The following is a 19,097-nucleotide window of genomic DNA, read 5'->3' as shown; positions in this document are numbered from 1 at the left end:
TTAGTAGAGAAAGTATGATATTTCATGTATAATGTTTTGAGTAGAAATGAGGAGATTTGATATGACTAAAGCTTGTTATCAATGGAAAAAATCAGAGCTCAATCAAAATATTGATCCGCAAATTATAAAAAAATATAAAATTTCGCCACTTTTAGAAAAAACTTTAATTTCAAAAGGCTATACGTCTGAAGAACAAATTGAAAGTTTATTATCTAATGAAGTGTTATTCCACGATCCGATGTTACTAAGCGATATGGAAAAGGCAACTTCGAGAATACATAAAGCTATTGAAAATGATGAAAGAATATTAGTATATGGTGATTATGATGCAGATGGTGTTACATCTACAACGATTCTCGTCAAGACTTTAGAGTCTATGGGAGCTACTGTAGGTTGGTATATTCCTAATAGATTTACTGAAGGATATGGACCTAGTGAAGCGGCTTTTAGAAATGCACATGATGAAGGTGTGTCTCTTATCATTACAGTGGATAATGGTATTCAAGGTCATCATGAAATTGATGTTGCCAACGAACTTGGTATTGATGTGATTGTGACAGACCATCATGAATTTGGCGAAACAAAGCCTAATGCATATGCGATTGTTCACCCTATGCACCCTGATTTTAATTATCCATTTAAATATTTAGCTGGAGTGGGTGTTTCATATAAACTTTCTAAAGCACTTAAAGCAGATATACCAGATGCGTTCTTAGGTTTAGTTGCTATCGGTACGATTGCCGACTTAGTGAGTTTAACAGATGAAAATAGATATATGGTTAAACAAGGGTTGCGCATATTGAATGAACAACCTTTAACTGGTATTAAAAGTTTATTATCTGTTGCTGATTATACGGATGAAGTGAGCGAACAAACAGTCGGCTTTATTATCGGACCTCGTCTGAATGCAGTTGGTAGATTAGATGATGCCCGATTAGCTGGAGAATTGCTTATGAGCGATGATGAGGATGAAGCGATGTTCCTTGCTGAAGAAGTGGACCAATTTAATACAGAACGAAAAGCGATTGTTGAAAATATTACTAATGAAGCAATGGAATTAGCTGAGATTGAAATGCAACAAAATGCCCAATTTCTAATACTTGCAAAAGAAGATTGGAATGAAGGTGTATTAGGTATTGTGGCTTCAAGAATAGTTGAGAAGTATCATTTACCAACAATTGTATTAAATGTGGATATTGAACAAAATCACGCGAAAGGTTCTGCTAGAAGTATAGAACAAGTTTCAATGTTTGAATTCCTTCAAAATCATAGTGACTTGATTCGAAAATTCGGTGGTCATCATATGGCGGCTGGTATGACATTAGATATCGACGCGATTGAACCATTGAAGAAAGCTTTGAATGAAGATATGCAACAAATAACAGAAGGTAAAAAATTATTACCACAGTTAATCGTTGATGCAGAAGTAGAGACTTCAGATATTACGGTAGATAACATATTTGATTTAGAAAGATTAAGACCTTTTGGTACGGATTTATTAGCACCGCTATTTTCAATCAATAATGTTCAAGTCAAATCTGTTAAAGGTATCGGACAAGGTAATAAACATCTTAAATTAACATTAACAGACAAAAATATTGCAGCATTACATTGGAATGCTGGACATCTAGTTCATAATATTTCAAATGATACGACAATCAATGTTGCAGGTAGTTTAAATGTTAATGAATGGAACGGACATCAATCTCCACAAATTATTCTTAAAGATTTAGCATTGAGTAATGACCATGCTATTTTTGATTATAGAAGTAAAAATAAACATGAGTTGTTAAAAATTGATCAAGACAATGCATTGTTTGTGATTAACCCGTCATCCGAGAAAATAAATGAGCAATATATACATTATGGTGAAGCATATCCAAATGAAATAGAAACATGCGTGCTGAGGGATTTACCGCAAGATTTAGAAACCTTTAAACAAACTTTATCTAATATCAAAGCCGAGAAATATTATCTCGTATTTAAAGGACAAACTAATTCATACTTTGAAGGCATTCCAAGTGATGAAAAGTTCAAGCAAGCATATAAAGCGTTATATATGAACCAATCAACCAATATACAAAATGATGGTATGAAATTATGTGAAACTTTAAAAATTAAACCTGATCAATTGAAATTCATTTTAAATTGCTTTTATGAGTTAAAATTTATTACAATGAATCATGGTATAATTAAAATAAATAAAGATGCGGGAAAAAATGACATACAAAACGCACCGTTATATCAAGCAAGAAAACAACAAATAGAAATAGAAAAGACATTGTTGTACAATGATAGCCAATCATTAATCAGTTGGATACATTCATTGTTAAGTGATGTTGAGGAGGAAGTATAATGGATTTAAAACAATACGTTTCAGAAGTACAAGATTGGCCAAAACAAGGTGTTAACTTTAAAGATATCACGACAATTATGGATAATGGTGAAGCATACAAATATGCCACTGACCAAATCGTACAATATGCTCAAGACAAACAAGTTGATGTCGTAGTAGGACCAGAAGCAAGAGGGTTTATTATTGGTTGTCCTGTGTCATATGCAATGGGTATTGGTTTTGCACCAGTACGTAAAGAAGGAAAATTACCTCGTGAAGTGATTCGTTATGAATATGATCTTGAGTATGGATCAAATGTGTTAACAATGCACAAAGATGCAATCAAACCTGGTCAACGTGTATTGATTACAGATGATTTATTAGCAACAGGTGGTACAATTGAAGCGGCAATTCACTTAGTAGAATCATTAGGTGGAATTGTAGTGGGTATCGCATTTTTAATTGAACTTAAATATTTAAACGGCATTGAAAAATTAAAAGGTTACGATGTTGTTTCGTTAATTTCATACGATGAATAAAATAGTCACTTTGTGGCTATTTTATTTTTAATTATTATAATTAACGGTGGCATATTACTATTGAAAATTGCTATAATAGTAATATTCAAGAGAATTTTATATGAAGAGGTGGTGTCCCTATGAATAAAGAATATCCATACAGTGCTGATGATGTTTTATATAAAGCTAAAAGTTACTTATCTGAAGATGCATATCGTTTAGTAGAAAAGAGTTATGATTTGGCTTTTAAAGCACATCAAGGACAAATTAGAAAAAATAATTTGCCATATATCATGCATCCTATTCAGGTAGCGGGTATTTTAACCGAAATGAAATTGGATGGTCCAACTATAGTTGCTGGATTCCTTCATGATGTAATTGAGGATACACCTTATACGTATGATGATTTGGTAGAAATGTTTAATGAAGAAGTAGCCATAATTGTAGATGGTGTTACAAAATTAAAAAAAGTTAAATATAAATCTAAAGAAACGCAACAAGCTGAAAATCATAGAAAATTATTTATTGCGATTGCTAAAGATGTCCGAGTTATATTAGTTAAATTAGCAGATAGATTACATAATGTTCGTACTTTAAAAGCGATGCCTAAAGAAAAGCAAAAACGTATTGCTAAAGAAACGTTAGAAATCTATGCACCACTTGCGCATAGATTAGGTATCAATACAATTAAGTGGGAACTTGAAGACATTTCATTAAGATATATTGATAGTGTTCAATATTTTAGAATTGTTAATCTGATGAAAAAGAAAAGAAGTGAACGAGAAACATATATTGCGAATGCGATTAAAGATATAGAGTCTGAAATGGAAGTTATGAATATTTCTGGCGACATAAGTGGTAGACCTAAACATATCTATAGTATTTATAGAAAAATGGTCAAACAGAAAAAACAATTCGAACAAATTTTTGACTTACTTGCAATAAGAGTGATTGTCCCTTCAATCAAAGATTGTTATGCTGTGCTAGGTCTTGTCCATACATTATGGAAACCAATGCCTGGTCGATTTAAAGATTACATAGCGATGCCTAAACAGAATATGTATCAATCGCTGCATACTACAGTCGTTGGTCCAAATGGAGATCCTTTAGAGATTCAAATTAGAACATTTGAAATGCATGAAATTGCAGAACATGGGGTTGCCGCACACTGGGCATATAAAGAAGGTAAAAATTTAAGCAATAAATCAGAAGAATATTTACAAAAAATGAGTTGGCTACAAGAAATAGCTGAAACTGACAATACTTCACCTGATGCAGAAGAATTTATGGAATCTTTAAAATATGACCTTCAAAGTGATAAAGTGTATGTCTTTACACCTGAAAGTGATGTTGTTGAATTACCATATGGAGCAGTTCCAATTGATTTTGCTTACGCTGTGCACAGTGAAGTAGGTAATAAAATGATTGGTGCGAAAGTTAATGGTAAAATCGTTCCTATTGATTATAAGTTATCTACTGGCGATATTGTCGAGATTAGAACGAGTAAACATTCATACGGACCAAGTCGAGATTGGTTGAAAATCGTCCGCTCTTCAAGTGCGAAAAGTAAAATCCGCAGTTTCTTCAAGAAACAAGACCGTTCTGCCAACATTGAAAAAGGTAAATTCATGATTGAAGCGGAAATTAAAGAGCACGGCTACAATGTTGATGAAGTATTAAATGCTGAAAACATTAAACTTGTAAACGAAAAATATAATTTTTCAAATGAAGATGATTTATATGCTGCAGTTGGTTTTGGTGGCATAACTGCGTTACAAGCTGTTAACAGACTTACAGAAAAGTTAAGACTTGAACGTAAGAAACAATCGCTTAACCAAGTGCAAGAAGTTAATAAATCTATTCCAATTAAACAAGATATTAGAACAGATACTGGTGTCTATGTCGAAGGTTTAGATAACATGCTTATTAAACTTTCAAAATGTTGTAATCCAATACCTGGTGATGAAATCATTGGTTATATTACAAAAGGTCATGGCGTTAAAGTTCATCGTAAAGATTGTCCGAACATCGTTAACGAAAACGAACGATTAATCGATGTTGAATGGGTTAAAAATACAAATGAACAAAAAAATTATCAAGTGGACTTAGAAATTACGGGTTACGACAGAAATGGTTTATTAAACGAAGTACTCCAAGTTGTGAATGCAATTAAAGTTCAATTAGTAAAAGTTTCAGGTAAAGCTGATATAGATAAAAATGCTGTTATTAACATTAGCGTAATGGTTAAAAATGTGAATGACGTATATAGAATTGTTGATCGAATTAAACAATTAGGCGATATTTATACAGTAAGTCGTGTATGGAATTAAGAGGTGAATTTTTTTGAAAGTTGTTCTACAAAAAGTAAACCAAGCTAAAGTGACATCTGAAAATACTCAAAATGAAATTAAACAAGGATTCTTATTATTAGTCGGTGTTGGACAAGAATCTACTTATGCAGATGCAGATGTTATCGCTAAGAAAATAGCAAAGACAAGAATTTTTGAAGATCAAGAAGGTAAAATGAATTTAGATATACACCAAGTCGGTGGTGAAATCTTATCGATATCTCAATTTACAATATATGCTTCAGTAAAAAAAGGGAATAGACCTGGGTTTACGAATGCTAAAAGCCCAGATGAAGCATTAAAGATATATGAATATTTTAATGAACAGTTAGATTCTTATAACATTAATGTGAAAACAGGAGAATTTGGCGCACATATGGATGTGTCATTAATCAATGATGGACCAATTACGATTATATTCGAAAGTAAGGATGGTAACATTCAATGAACCGAATTAATTTATGGTTTAAAAAGAGGAGAATAAAGCCTGTTCCTGTCATCAGTGTTGCCATTTTACTGATTGTTTTGTTAATCATTATAATTTATTTATTGATTCCTAAAGAGGACGAACCTAAAACATTATCTATGAAAGAAGATGGTGAGTTAAGAACTGGCCCTGCCGCTTATTATCCTATTATCTTTGATGTAAAAAAGGGAGATAGTTTTGATATAACAGATAGAGAAGGAAAATGGTTCGAAGTTAAAAATGATCAAAATGAAAAAGGCTGGATTGCTGGTTGGCATACAAATCTTGATATTAAAGAAGATGTTAATCCAGTATTAAAACCATTAAAAGGAAAAGTGATTATTTTAGACCCTGGTCATGGTGGAAGTGACCAAGGTGCATCGAGTTCAAAACATAAAGATGTAACCGAAAAAGTCATTACATTAAAAACTGCAAAAGAACTTAAAGAAATGCTTGAAGCTGAAGGCGCTAAAGTAAAAATGACGAGAACAAAAGATGAATATGTTAAATTAAAAGATAGACAAGGTGATGGAGATGTCTTTATTAGTATCCATAATGATGCATTAGATTCATCAGCACCACATGGTTTAACAGTTTATTATCATCATGATTCTCAAAAAGAATTTGCAGATACGTTACAAACATCAATTAATCAAAAATCCATACTATCTGATAGAGGCGTACGAAACGAAAACTTCCAAGTGATTCGTCAAACTAAAATGCCTGCCGTATTGTTAGAGTTAGGTTATGTTAGTAACCCTACAGATGAAGATTTAATTGTTGATAGAAAATATAGACACATTGTAGAAACAGGGATTGTTGACGGTTTGAAAGTTTACTTTTCAAATTAGATATTGACTACTACAGATTATGGGGTTAATATTAATATAAATTATGAAATAGATTATATACCGTTTATTCTTGAATAGTATACCGTTATAGTAGGAAACAGAGAGTATAACATTTGCTGAAAGTTATATGAATACTGCGTATACTTTTGAACACAAGAAGAGGGAATCTTACGAAAATAAGATCGGTTAACATCCGTTACAATGTTGTTAAGTGAGTATTTAATGAATCATTAAATACTAATTAGGGTGGCAACACGGATAATTCGTCCCTTGTATGTATATGCATACAAGGGACTTTTTATATTTTAAAGGAGGAAATATTATGATTAATATACCACGTGGTACACAAGATTTATTACCAAAAGATACTTATAAATGGCAATACATTGAGAACAAATTACATGAGTTAATGAGAATATATAATTATAAAGAAATTAGAACACCAATATTTGAAAGTACTGAACTTTTTAGTAGAGGTGTTGGTGATTCAACAGATGTTGTACAAAAAGAAATGTACACTTTTAAAGATAAAGGTGATAGAAGCATTACATTACGACCTGAAGGTACTGCAGGTGTTGTTAGAAGTTACATCGAAAACAAAATGCAAGGTGAACCAAATCAACCTGTAAAGCTTTATTACAATGGTCCAATGTTCCGATATGAAAGAAAACAAAAAGGGCGTTATCGTCAATTTGTTCAATTTGGTGTAGAAGCGATTGGATCAGAAAATCCTTCTATTGATGTTGAAATTATTTCAATGCTCGTACACATTTACAAATCTTTCGGATTGAAAGACTTAAAATTAGTCATCAATAGTATTGGTGATGCAGAATCAAGAGCTGATTACACGAAAGCATTACAAGCGCATTTTGAACCAGTAATTGATACTTTCTGTAGCGATTGTCAAAGTAGATTACACACAAATCCAATGCGTATATTGGATTGTAAAGTAGACCGTGATAAAGAAGCTGTTAAAAATGCACCTAAAATTACGGAATACTTAAATGACTATTCTAAACAATATTTCGAAGAAGTTAAAAGTTTATTAGACGAACTTGGTATCGAGTATGAAATAGATACGAATTTAGTGCGTGGTTTAGATTATTACACTCACACAGCATTCGAAGTGATGAGTAATGCTGAAGGATTTGGTGCTATTACTACTTTATGTGGTGGCGGTAGATATAACGGCTTACTAGAATTACTTGATGGTCCAAAAGAAACAGGTATAGGTTTTGCATTAAGTATTGAACGTTTGCTACTAGCACTTGAAGCTGAAGGTATTGAAATCGAAGAAGAAGATTCAATCGACTTATTTATCGCGACAATGGGTGAAGAAGCGGATAGACTTTCAGTTCAATTAATCAATCAATTAAGAATGGCTGGTATTAGTTGTGATAAAGACTATTTACAACGTAAATTAAAAGGTCAAATGAAACAAGCGGATAGATTAAATGCGAGATACACGATTGTATTAGGTGAAAATGAATTAGAAAAACAAGAAGTAGAAGTTAAGAATATGGAAACTGGTGAAAAGACACTTGTTTCATTATCAGAATTAGAGAATTATTTAAAGGTGGAATCATAATGGAAAAAAGAACAACATATGCTGGTAAAATAACTGAAGAATATATTGGTCAAACGGTTACTTTAAATGGTTGGGTACAAAAAAGACGTGACTTAGGTGGTTTAATATTTGTTGATTTACGTGACCGCGAAGGCGTTGTACAAATCGTTTTTAACCCAGATTTCTCTCAAGAAGCTTTAAGTGTTGCTGAGAAAATCCGTTCTGAATATGTCATTCAAGTTAAAGGTTTAGTAACTAAAAGAGATGAAAAATCAATTAATGACAAAATCAAGACTGGTAAAGTCGAAGTACAAGTTTCTGAAATTACAATTTTAAATGAATCTGAAACACCGCCTTTTTCTATAACAGATATGAATGATATTGACGAAAATGTAAGATTAAAATATCGTTATATCGACTTAAGAAGAGAAAGTTTAGCTCAAACATTTAAAATGAGACATCAAATTACTCGTGCAGTAAGAAATTACTTAGATGAAGGTGAGTTTTACGAAGTAGAAACACCTGTATTAACTAAATCAACGCCAGAAGGTGCAAGAGACTATTTAGTACCATCTCGTGTACATGATGGAGAGTTCTATGCTTTACCTCAATCTCCACAAATATTTAAACAATTATTAATGATTGGTGGATTTGATAAATACTATCAAATCGTAAAATGTTTTAGAGACGAAGATTTAAGAGCGGATAGACAACCTGAATTTACGCAAATCGATATCGAAATGAGCTTTGTTGATCAAGAAGACGTTATCAAAATGAATGAAGGTCTTATGAAACGCATCATGAAAGATGTAAAAGGTATTGATATTACAACGCCATTTCCACGTATGACATACGCTGAAGCAATGGAAAGATACGGAATTGATAAGCCAGATACAAGATTTGGTATGGAACTGATTAACTTATCAGAACTTGCTTCAAAAATGGACTTTAAAGTATTTAAATCTGCAGTTGAAAATGGTGGAGAAGTTAAAGCAATCGTTGTTGAAGATGGTGCGTCTGACTACTCTAGAAAAGATATCGACCAATTACAATCATTTGCAAGTATTTATGGTGCTAAAGGTTTAGCTTGGGTTAAAGTAACAGAAGAAGGCTTAAACGGTCCAATTAGCAAATTCTTTGATGAAGATATTACTGCTGAATTATTAAACCAAACTGAAGCTAAAGCAGGAGACTTAGTATTATTTGTAGCAGATAAAAAAGATGTCGTAGCAGCAAGTTTAGCGCAGTTAAGAAATAAACTTGGTAAAGATCGTGGTTTAATTGATCCAAATAAATATAATTTCTTATGGGTAACAGATTGGCCATTATTTGAATACGATGAAGAGTCAGAACGTTATGTTGCAGCGCACCATCCATTTACTGCACCTAAAAAAGAGCATGAAGAAATGCTTGAAACTGATCCAACAAATGTTGAAGCCAATGCATACGATATCGTTTTAAATGGCTTTGAATTAGGTGGAGGATCTATTAGAATTCATAAATCAGAACTTCAAGAAAAAATGTTTAAAGCGCTTGGATTTACAGAAGAACAAGCACAAGAACAATTTGGATTCTTAATTGAAGCGTTCAAATATGGTGCACCACCACATGGCGGAATTGCTTTAGGTTTAGATAGATTAGTTATGTTATTGTCAGGAAGAACAAACTTAAGAGATACAATTGCATTCCCTAAAACAGCAAGTGCTTCTTGTCTATTAACAGATGCGCCAAGTGAAGTATCTAACAGTCAGTTACATGAATTACATTTGCAACTTGATTTAGATGAAAAATAATTAAAAGTATAAATACTTGTTATTTAGAAGAATTATGATAAAATAAATTTATAAGGTAGTCATCTGAAGTGTTCGTAATAAGCTTTTTATATTTTGACCTAACACTTTTGATCAAGGGAGCCTAATTGGTTTTCTTAATAGCGCATACGCCTCGTAAGGAGGACATGCAAAATAAGAAACAGGGCACCCACCTGTATATAGCAGGCCAAAATGATCTAGCACTTAATATTACGGCACAATTGGATTCTATCGGTACGCAAGACTTTATGTCTTGCGTATTTTTGTGTAAAGGAGTAAATAATGATGAAGCATCAATTTTCAAGAAATGAATTAGCGATTGGTAAAGAAGGCTTAGATTTATTAAAAAGTAAAACAGTAGTTGTCCTAGGTGTAGGCGGTGTAGGTTCATTTGCTGCTGAAGCATTAGCGAGAACTAATATTGGTCATATCATATTAATAGATAAAGATGATGTAGATATCACAAATGTAAATAGACAATTACATGCTTTAACAACAACAATTGGTCAATCAAAAGTAGATTTAATGGAAGAGCGTATTAAATTAATTAATCCTGATTGTAAAGTCACTTCATTGCATATGTTCTATACTGAAGAAACTTACGAAGCTTTATTTAATGAATACGACATTGATTATTTTGTAGATGCTAGTGATACAATCATGTATAAAGTTCATCTTATGAAAGAATGTTTAGAAAGAGGTATCGATGTTATCTCAAGTATGGGTGCTGCAAACAAAACAGACCCTACTAAATTTGAAATAGCTGATATTTCTAAAACACATACAGATCCTATGGCAAAAATAATACGTCTAAAATTAAGAAAAATGGGCATTCATAAAGGTATTAATGTTGTATTTAGTGATGAAAGTCCTATTATGATAAGAGAAGATGTAAAAGAAGTTGTAGGAGATAAAAACGCGAAAGTTAGAAAGGCACAAATGCCACCATCATCGAATGCTTTTGTACCAAGTGTTGTTGGTTTAATTTGTGCAAGCTATGTTGTGAATGATATTTTGAAAGATATCCCAGTAAAAAGAATCAAAGATAAATAGTGAGCAGCTTTGATAATAAAAATGAGACTGGATACGTCCAGCCTCATTTTTTTAAGTTGCTATATATTTCTGCTAATTTTTGTTCGGATTTAGATGTAAGCTTAGGTTGATAATATTGTTTACCTTTTAAAGTATCAGGTAAATATTGTTGTTCAACATAACCATTTTCATAATTATGAGGATATTTATAACCAATTGCATTTCCTAATTCTTTTGCACCTTGATAGTGTCCATCTTTCAAATGTTTCGGAACTAAACCAGCTTTACCTTTTCTAATGTCTGATAGAGCTTCATCAATAGATACAATAGCTGAATTAGATTTAGGTGATAAGCAAAGTTCGATAACTGCTTGGCTTAATGGTATACGTGCTTCTGGAAAGCCAAGACGTTCACTCGCTTCAATAGCTGATAATGTTCTAGCTGCAGCACCCGGAGAAGCTAAACCGATGTCTTCATAGCTAATCACAAGAAGGCGTCTCGCAATAGTAGGTAAATCTCCCGCTTCAATTAATCTAGCAAGATAATGAAGCGCTGCGTCAACGTCACTACCTCTAATGGATTTTTGGAATGCACTCATAACATCATAATGTTGATCACCATCTTTATCGTGTTGGAATGCATTCTTTTGAATACAAACTTGCGCATCTTCCATTGTGACATGACGTTTATCATCTTGAACATCAGCGCTTAATACAGCGAGTTCTAGCGCATTTAATGCACTTCTCACATCACCGTAACTTGCTTTTGCGAAATATTCTAAAGCGTCTTTGTCTACAATAGGGGCATATGGGGCTAATCCATTGTCTTCATCTTCAATTGCTCTGTTTAAAGCAATTATTATATCATCTTCATTTAGAGGATATAGTTCAAAGATTTGCGTTCTGCTCCGTATAGCTGGATTGATAGCATGATATGGGTTTGATGTCGTTGCACCAATCAGTACGATTTTGCCAGATTCTAAATGTGGTAATAAGAAATCTTGTTTAGCTTTATCTAAACGATGAATTTCGTCTAGTAAAAGTATAACTTGCCCAGACATTTTGGCTTCTTCAACGACAAGTTGCATATCCTTTTTAGTGTTAGTGACAGCATTAAGTTGTCTAAATTTATATTGAGTACTCCCGGCGATAGCTTGGGCGATACTCGTTTTTCCAATTCCCGGTGGTCCATAAAAAATCATAGAAGTTAACTTTTTAGTGTTAACCATTCTTCTAATAATGGCTTTTGGACCGACTAAATGTTCTTGGCTTATAACATCATCTATCGTTTGAGGACGCATTCTATAAGCTAATGGTTCGTTTTTCATTTGGAATCAACCTTTCTAATTACTCAAAGTGTACAAAAAATGATAAAATGAATTAATAATATTTTTTTAGAAAATAAGAGGTGTAGTACATGAAAATTTCTACTAAAGGACGATATGGCTTAACACTTATGATATCGTTGACTAAGCGTTATGGTCAAGGATGTACATCTTTAAAGTCAATCGCTGAAGAAAACAATTTAAGTGATTTATATTTAGAACAATTAGTAGGACCGCTACGTAATGCTGGTCTTATTAAAAGTGTAAGAGGTGCCAAAGGGGGCTATCAATTACAAAAAGCACCATCAGAAATTACAGCTGGTGATGTGATTAGATTGTTAGAAGGGCCAATTACACCTGTTGAAGGTATAGAAGACGAGCCACCCGCACAACAACAATTGTGGATTCGTATTAGAGACGCTGTAAAAGAAGTTCTAGATAATACAACACTAGAATACTTAGCAAATTATACAAATGAAGATGAACTAGAAGGATATATGTTCTATATCTAGTTCACAAATTAAATTGGATAGCAATCTTCAAGACGAATATTGGAGATTGCTATCTTATTTTTTATTGCTTAACTGTATTGAATTCATGCCTAACTGCACAAAATATTCCGTTATTTTAACAGTTAAGCATGAATATATGCTATGTAGTGTAATATTCCCCTTTGATATAACTTTCATATTAAGATAGTTGTACACTACAACAAAGGGGAGAGTATATGAAAAATTTAAAACGATACATATTAAGTGTAGTAGCAGTTTTATTATTAAGTTTCATAGCATTACCGTTTGAAGTTAACGCAAAGACAGATGGTCCGTCATCTAGAGTTATATTACCTAAAAATGATCGTACACAAATTACGAATACAACGTCTGCACATTATCAATCTATTGCATTCGCTGATATCGGAGGTACATCAATTGCATCAGGTGTTGTTGTCGGTAAAAATACCGTTCTTACAAATAAACACGTAGTAGACGCAACTAATGGTGATGCTTCTGTATTAAAATTCTCACCTGCAGCAAATGGTGATGGGAATTTCCCAGCTGGTACATTTACAGCAACTGATTATAAAGTAGCGCCAGGCGGTGAAGATTTAGCAGTTGTTACAGTTGGTAAAAATAGTAATGGCCAATCTATTGGTGACGCTGTTCAAGCAGCGACAATCGCAGATACATCTTCAGTTAAAAAAGGAGATGACATTACGGTAACAGGTTATCCAGGAGATAAACCTATCGCGACATTATGGGAAAGTAAAGGTAATGTGTTATCTGCTTCAGGTAGTGGCGTATCTTACGACTTAAGTACTTATGGAGGTAATTCAGGTTCACCAATCTTTAATGCAAATAACCAAGTTATTGGTTTACATTATGGTGGCGTACCAGATAGCCATAACAGTGGCGTATTATTTAACAGCAACGTTCAACAATTTATACAAAGTAATTTAAAATAAAAAAATGATCATAAAGTGATGAGTTATCACTTTATGATCATTTTTTTATGCTTCCCCGTATACATCATCTACAATTTTCTTGAATGATTCATATGATTGATATTGTTTATCTAAATCATAAATATAGCTCACTGCCATAATTTCATCGACATTGTATTTGTTTTGGAAATCTTTCAATTGTCGTTTTACAGTTTCTACACTACCAATGAAAGATGTGTTTGTTTTAGATTGCGCCATATATTTTTCTTGAGGTGACCAAATGTTTTCAAGTTGATCAGTAGGTGGTTGTAATGGCATGCGCGCATTTCTTACAATGCTTAAAAACATCAAGTGCATTGTTGAAGATAAATATGTCGCTTCTTCATCTGTTTCACCAACAATAACATTTAAACAAACGGTCATGTATGGTTCATCTAAATATTCTGATGGCTCAAATAAGTCTCTATATATTTCGATTGCTTGAGACATTTGATCTGGAGCAAAGTGTGCTGCAAAGACGTATGGTAAACCTAATCGAGCAGCTAAATGTGCAGAGTCCGTCGAAGATCCTAACACATATATCGGAATATTTGTATCTACACCTGGATATGGTCTTACATATGATTGTTGTTCTTCAGGACCAAAATATTGTAGTAATTGTTTAATATCATCACCAAATGTATATACACCTTTATGTGAATCTCTTCTTAGTGCAGAAGCAGTCATCATATCTGTACCTGGTGCTCGTCCTAAGCCAAGATTTAATCTATTAGGAAACATTGTATCCATTGTTCCAAATTGCTCAGCAACAATAAGAGGTGCATGGTTAGGTAACATGATACCGCCAGAACCTACTTGAATAGACTCTGTATGTTCAAGTGTATGTTGAATGAGTAAAGTAGTTGCAGAACTTACTAAATTTGGTGCATTATGATGTTCAGCAATCCAGTATCGTTCATAGCCTAATTTTTCTACATTTTGAGCGAGTGACACCATGTTTTTAATGGCATCTTGCTCAGTTTCACCTTTTCTAAGTGGAACTAGATTTAATGCAGAAACTGGGAATTTTGATTTCATTTTGTGACGCTCCTAACATAATTATATATTGGAAGTATATCAACTGAATTTATGTTGTACTATTTAATTGCTCAACAACATTTGACTATTGTGTTACTAAAAGTTATAATTAATGCAAATTTATAGAGAGGTGGCATCAATAATAGGCATGGATATCCAATAATTTTTTTGCGCTAATAGTAAATAACGTAAAAAAACCATTGTGTTACACAATGATGATTGGATAAGTATGTCTATAATATGATGTTGCCGTTACAAACTGAGAATAGTGTAATGGTGCGTCTTCATGTGTAATACATGGGTAGAGGAGGCTACATTATGCTATTTTTATTTGAAGAAAGAGCATTAGAAGTTGAACATAAAGTATTAATACCCGAATTGACTTTTTCAATAGAGGACCATGAACATTTAGCCATCGTAGGTGTTAATGGTGTTGGAAAGTCAACATTATTAAAAGTCATTCATCAAGATCAATCAGTTGATTCAGCGATGATGGAACAAGATTTAACACCTTATTATGATTGGACTGTTATGGATTATATAATTGAATCTTATCCTGAAATCGCAAAGATTAGATTGCAACTTAATCATACAGATATGATTAATAAATATATTGAATTAGATGGATACCTTATAGAAGGTGAAATCGTAACAGAAGCAAAAAAGCTCGGAATAAAAGAGGAACAACTAGAACAGAAAATTTCTACTTTAAGTGGTGGAGAACAGACAAAAGTATCATTTTTAAAAGTGAAAATGTCTAAAGCGTCATTATTATTAATCGATGAACCAACAAACCACATGGATTTAGAAATGAAGGAATGGTTGACGAAAGCTTTTAAACAAGAACAACGTGCGATATTATTTGTATCTCATGACCGAACATTCTTAAATGAAACACCAGATGCTATATTAGAATTGAGTCATAATGGTGGTAAGAAGTATATCGGTCAATACGATAAATACAAACAACAAAAAGATATAGAGCATGAAACATTAAAGCTACAGTATGAAAAACAACAAAAAGAACAAGCGGCTATTGAAGAAACGATTAAAAAATATAAAGCATGGTATCAAAAAGCATCTCAAAGTGCTTCTGTGAGAAGTCCATATCAGCAAAAACAATTAAGTAAGTTAGCGAAACGTTTTAAATCAAAAGAACATCAATTAAATCGTAAACTCGATCAAGAGCATATCGCAAATCCAGACAAAAAAGAGAAAGCTTTCTCAATACAACATCATGATTTTAAATCACATTATTTAGTTCAATTTAATCATGTTTCGTTTTCTTATGATAATCGGACAATATTCGATGATGTATCTTTCTATATTAAGCGAAATCAAAACGTCATTGTTGAAGGCAGAAATGGTACAGGTAAATCCACTTTAATCAAATTGATACTCGGTGAACTCGAGCCAACTAAAGGTAACATAACTGTTCATCCGGAATTAGAAATTGGATATTTCTCTCAAGATTTTGAGAACTTAAATATGCACCATACTGTTTTAGATGAAATATTAGTAATTCCTGAAATGAAAGAAGCAGATGCAAGAACCATATTAGCAAGCTTTTATTTTGATAAAGATAGGATAAATGATGTTGTTGAAACATTGTCCATGGGTGAAAAATGTAGGTTACAATTTGTAAAATTATATTTTTCAAATCCTCATATTATGATTTTAGATGAGCCAACAAACTATTTCGATATTGGCATGCAAGAAAAAATCATTCAATTAATACAATCATTTCAAGGTTCGGTCCTTATTGTATCTCATGATGATTATTTTAAATCACAAATTAAAGATCAAACTTGGACTATAAAAAATCATCAAATGACGCATGAAAATGTTCAAGTCAAAGAACCAATTAATACAGAATCTATGAAACATCAATTAAAAGAATTAGAACAATATACAGATGAAAGAAATCGTGAAACAGAGTTCTAGTCTTTTCATGAAAATGGTGCTAGAATAGGTACATTGAAAACTAAGAAAGGACGTTCAACATGAAAGTATATGCAGATTATGCAGCAACTACTCCAGTTAAGCCCGTTGTAACTGAAAAAATAACAGAAATATTATCTGAACACTTTGGTAACCCGTCATCTATTCATTCAATAGGGAGAGACGGTAGAAAGTATTTAGATCAATCAAGACGAGAAATTGCTACATTATTAGGTGCGAGTCCTCAAGAAGTTATTTTTACTAGTGGGGCAACAGAGTCTAATAATACAGCAATAAAAGGTATAGCACGAAAACGAAAACATATAGGTCAACATTTAATTACGAGTAGAATAGAGCATCATTCTGTATTGCATGTCTTTGAAGAACTTGAACGTGAAGGTTTCGATGTTTCGTATATAGATGTAAATTCAGAAGGTATTGTCGATATTGATGCTTTGAGACGAGCAATTCGACCTGATACGACATTAGTGTCAATTATGTTAGTGAATAATGAAGTCGGCACAGTTCAACCTATGTATGATATTGCAGAAGTCATAGAAAATACCGATATCGTATTTCATGTTGATGCTGTTCAAGCTATCGGTCATATGCCAATTGAATTTGATGAAATGCCAGTTGATATTTTAAGTATAACTGCGCATAAATTTGGCGGGCCAAAAGGAATAGGTGCATTGTTGGTTAAACAAGGTGTTCAGTTCGAAACGTTTATACAAGGTGGCGAACAAGAAGTAAAGCGAAGAGCAGGTACAGAGAATGTTCCATATATATGTGGTATGGCAACAGCACTGAAAGACGCTTATGAACACATGAATGAAAGTAATATCCATTTAATGAACTTAAAAGAAAAGCTTATTGTAGGATTACAACAACGTGCAATTCCGTTTGAACTCAATGGTAGTATGACTGATACGACTGGTCATATCACAAATTTATATTTCCCATTTATAGAAGTTGAAACGATGTTAACGTTACTTGATATGGCAAATATATATGTTTCAAGTGGATCTGCATGTACAGCTGGTTCAACATTACCATCACACGTACTAGAAGCGATGTTTGGTGAAGATAATAGAGTGAAACAATCTGTAAGATTTAGTTTCAGTTCATTAACGACTGAAGAAGAAATTAATTATATCGTAAGTACGATAATGAAAATATATCAACAATTTAAGGAGGAAGAAAATGAATAATCAATCTACCCGCGTTGTCGTTGGGATGAGCGGGGGCGTAGATAGCTCAGTAACTGCACATATACTAAAAGAACAAGGTTATGATGTAGTTGGTATTTTTATGAAAAATTGGGATGACACAGACGAGAATGGTGTATGTACAGCTACTGAAGACTATAATGATGTCATTGAAGTATGTAACCAATTAGATATACCTTATTATGCAGTTAACTTTGAACAAGAATATTGGGATAAAGTATTTACGTATTTCTTAGATGAATATAAAAAGGGGAGAACTCCTAACCCAGATGTAATGTGTAATAAAGAAATTAAATTTAAAGCATTTTTAAATCATGCACTTAAACTTGGTGCGGACTATGTTGCTACAGGTCATTATGCACGTGTTAATCGTGATGGTGATAAAGTCGAAATGTTACGTGGAGTAGATAACAACAAAGACCAAACTTATTTCTTGAATCAACTTACAAAAGATCAATTGTCTAAAGTGATGTTCCCAATTGGTGAATTAGAAAAAAGTGAAGTAAGAAGAATTGCTGAAGAACAAAACTTAGCAACTGCTAAAAAGAAAGACTCTACTGGTATTTGTTTTATTGGTGAGAAAAACTTTAAAACATTCTTATCTCAATATTTACCTGCACAAAACGGTAAAATGCAAACATTAGACGGTGTTGACATGGGTGAACATAGTGGCTTAATGTATTACACTATTGGCCAAAGACATGGTCTTGGTATAGGTGGAGACGGAGATCCTTGGTTTGTAGTCGGTAAAAATTTAAAAGAAAACATTCTATATGTTGAACAAGGTTTCCACCATGAAGCATTATATAGTGACTATTTAATCGCTTCTGATATTTCATTTGTGAATAATCTTGATTTTTCACAACCGGTGAAATGTTCAGCGAAATTTAGATATAGACAAAAAGATACACAAGTAACTGTAGAAAAAATTTCTGACAATCAAATTAAAGTGATATTTGACGAACCAGTGCGTGCAATTACACCTGGTCAAGCTGTCGTATTGTATGACGGTGACGTTTGTTTAGGTGGCGCAACAATTGATGAAGTTTATAAAACAGAAAAGCAATTAGATTATATGGTATAAAATATATAGACTGAGATAAATTTATGTCTCAGTCTATTTTTATTTTTGTTATAATAGCAAGTAATGATATTTA

The 19,097-nt window shown here is 32.7% G+C and carries 15 protein-coding genes and 1 other RNA gene; 14 read left to right on the top strand and 2 right to left on the bottom strand.

Translation table 11 applies throughout. The features are described 5' to 3' along the window. Nucleotides 1-61: 61 nt before the first annotated feature. The 9 genes from recJ to LQ694_RS01015 all read left to right on the top strand — a co-directional run bounded on the left by recJ (nucleotide 62) and on the right by LQ694_RS01015 (nucleotide 10,949). The gene (recJ, locus tag LQ694_RS01055) at nucleotides 62-2,356 is read left to right on the top strand and encodes a single-stranded-DNA-specific exonuclease RecJ (protein WP_218697422.1); all 2,295 of its coding nucleotides are present in this window, start codon (nucleotides 62-64) and stop codon (nucleotides 2,354-2,356) included. Then, on the top strand, nucleotides 2,356-2,874 hold the full coding sequence (locus LQ694_RS01050) for an adenine phosphoribosyltransferase (protein WP_025904256.1): 519 nt from the start codon (nucleotides 2,356-2,358) through the stop codon (nucleotides 2,872-2,874). Before recJ ends, LQ694_RS01050 begins: the two co-directional genes overlap by 1 nt. 119 nt (nucleotides 2,875-2,993) lie before the next feature. Next, nucleotides 2,994-5,183: a RelA/SpoT family protein gene (locus LQ694_RS01045; RefSeq protein ID WP_025904255.1), complete on the top strand. Its 2,190-nt coding sequence runs from the start codon at nucleotides 2,994-2,996 to the stop codon at nucleotides 5,181-5,183. Nucleotides 5,184-5,196: 13 nt separating this feature from the next. Then, the gene (gene dtd, locus LQ694_RS01040; protein ID WP_065381232.1) at nucleotides 5,197-5,649 is read left to right on the top strand and encodes a D-aminoacyl-tRNA deacylase; all 453 of its coding nucleotides are present in this window, start codon (nucleotides 5,197-5,199) and stop codon (nucleotides 5,647-5,649) included. Beyond that, a complete protein-coding gene (locus LQ694_RS01035) occupies nucleotides 5,646-6,518 on the top strand; it encodes an N-acetylmuramoyl-L-alanine amidase family protein (protein WP_231493088.1) in 873 nt (290 codons plus the stop codon). Before dtd ends, LQ694_RS01035 begins: the two co-directional genes overlap by 4 nt. A gap of 322 nt (nucleotides 6,519-6,840) precedes the next feature. Further along, nucleotides 6,841-8,106, top strand: coding sequence for a histidine--tRNA ligase (gene hisS / locus LQ694_RS01030; RefSeq protein ID WP_058592086.1), 1,266 nt, complete (start codon nucleotides 6,841-6,843; stop codon nucleotides 8,104-8,106). Continuing rightward, the gene (gene aspS / locus LQ694_RS01025) at nucleotides 8,106-9,878 is read left to right on the top strand and encodes an aspartate--tRNA ligase (protein WP_058611670.1); all 1,773 of its coding nucleotides are present in this window, start codon (nucleotides 8,106-8,108) and stop codon (nucleotides 9,876-9,878) included. The genes hisS and aspS overlap by 1 nt, the downstream gene beginning before the upstream one ends. Nucleotides 9,879-9,935: 57 nt before the next feature. Further along, a non-coding RNA gene (gene ssrS, locus LQ694_RS01020) (6S RNA) lies at nucleotides 9,936-10,128 on the top strand. A gap of 53 nt (nucleotides 10,129-10,181) precedes the next feature. Beyond that, nucleotides 10,182-10,949, top strand: coding sequence for a tRNA threonylcarbamoyladenosine dehydratase (locus tag LQ694_RS01015; RefSeq protein WP_048539653.1), 768 nt, complete (start codon nucleotides 10,182-10,184; stop codon nucleotides 10,947-10,949). Nucleotides 10,950-10,992: 43 nt separating this feature from the next. Here LQ694_RS01015 and LQ694_RS01010 read toward each other — a convergent pair whose 3' ends face one another. Then, the gene (locus tag LQ694_RS01010) at nucleotides 10,993-12,255 is read right to left on the bottom strand and encodes a replication-associated recombination protein A (protein WP_058611669.1); all 1,263 of its coding nucleotides are present in this window, start codon (nucleotides 12,253-12,255) and stop codon (nucleotides 10,993-10,995) included. Between the two features lie 89 nt (nucleotides 12,256-12,344). Between LQ694_RS01010 and cymR the strand changes: the two genes are divergently transcribed. Together cymR and LQ694_RS01000 are read left to right on the top strand one after the other, a co-directional pair. After that, nucleotides 12,345-12,764, top strand: a complete 420-nt coding sequence (gene cymR, locus LQ694_RS01005; RefSeq protein WP_025904248.1) for a cysteine metabolism transcriptional regulator CymR — start codon at nucleotides 12,345-12,347, stop codon at nucleotides 12,762-12,764. 215 nt (nucleotides 12,765-12,979) lie between these two features. Further along, nucleotides 12,980-13,714, top strand: coding sequence for a trypsin-like serine peptidase (locus LQ694_RS01000; RefSeq protein ID WP_065381231.1), 735 nt, complete (start codon nucleotides 12,980-12,982; stop codon nucleotides 13,712-13,714). A gap of 45 nt (nucleotides 13,715-13,759) precedes the next feature. Here LQ694_RS01000 and LQ694_RS00995 read toward each other — a convergent pair whose 3' ends face one another. Beyond that, nucleotides 13,760-14,770 (bottom strand): LLM class flavin-dependent oxidoreductase, encoded by a 1,011-nt coding sequence (locus tag LQ694_RS00995; protein ID WP_218697426.1) that lies wholly within the window; start codon nucleotides 14,768-14,770, stop codon nucleotides 13,760-13,762. A 318-nt stretch (nucleotides 14,771-15,088) separates the two neighbouring features. On the opposite strand from LQ694_RS00995, the gene sal(A) reads away from it, so the two are divergent. Genes sal(A) through mnmA form a run of 3 tightly spaced genes read left to right on the top strand, consistent with a single transcriptional unit; the run spans nucleotide 15,089 to nucleotide 19,024 of the window. Then, the gene (sal(A), locus tag LQ694_RS00990) at nucleotides 15,089-16,714 is read left to right on the top strand and encodes an ABC-F type ribosomal protection protein Sal(A) (RefSeq protein WP_196968311.1); all 1,626 of its coding nucleotides are present in this window, start codon (nucleotides 15,089-15,091) and stop codon (nucleotides 16,712-16,714) included. Between the two features lie 59 nt (nucleotides 16,715-16,773). Then, complete coding sequence (locus LQ694_RS00985) at nucleotides 16,774-17,922, top strand: cysteine desulfurase family protein (RefSeq protein WP_196968310.1); 1,149 nt, start codon at nucleotides 16,774-16,776, stop codon at nucleotides 17,920-17,922. Then, complete coding sequence (mnmA, locus tag LQ694_RS00980; protein WP_049318720.1) at nucleotides 17,915-19,024, top strand: tRNA 2-thiouridine(34) synthase MnmA; 1,110 nt, start codon at nucleotides 17,915-17,917, stop codon at nucleotides 19,022-19,024. The genes LQ694_RS00985 and mnmA overlap by 8 nt, the downstream gene beginning before the upstream one ends. The last annotated feature ends 73 nt before the right edge of the window (nucleotides 19,025-19,097 follow it).

Origin of the sequence: Mammaliicoccus sp. P-M58 (assembly GCF_022386165.1) — a bacterium.
GTDB lineage: Bacteria > Bacillota > Bacilli > Staphylococcales > Staphylococcaceae > Mammaliicoccus > Mammaliicoccus sciuri.
This window is presented reverse-complemented; position numbering and strand designations above follow the sequence as displayed.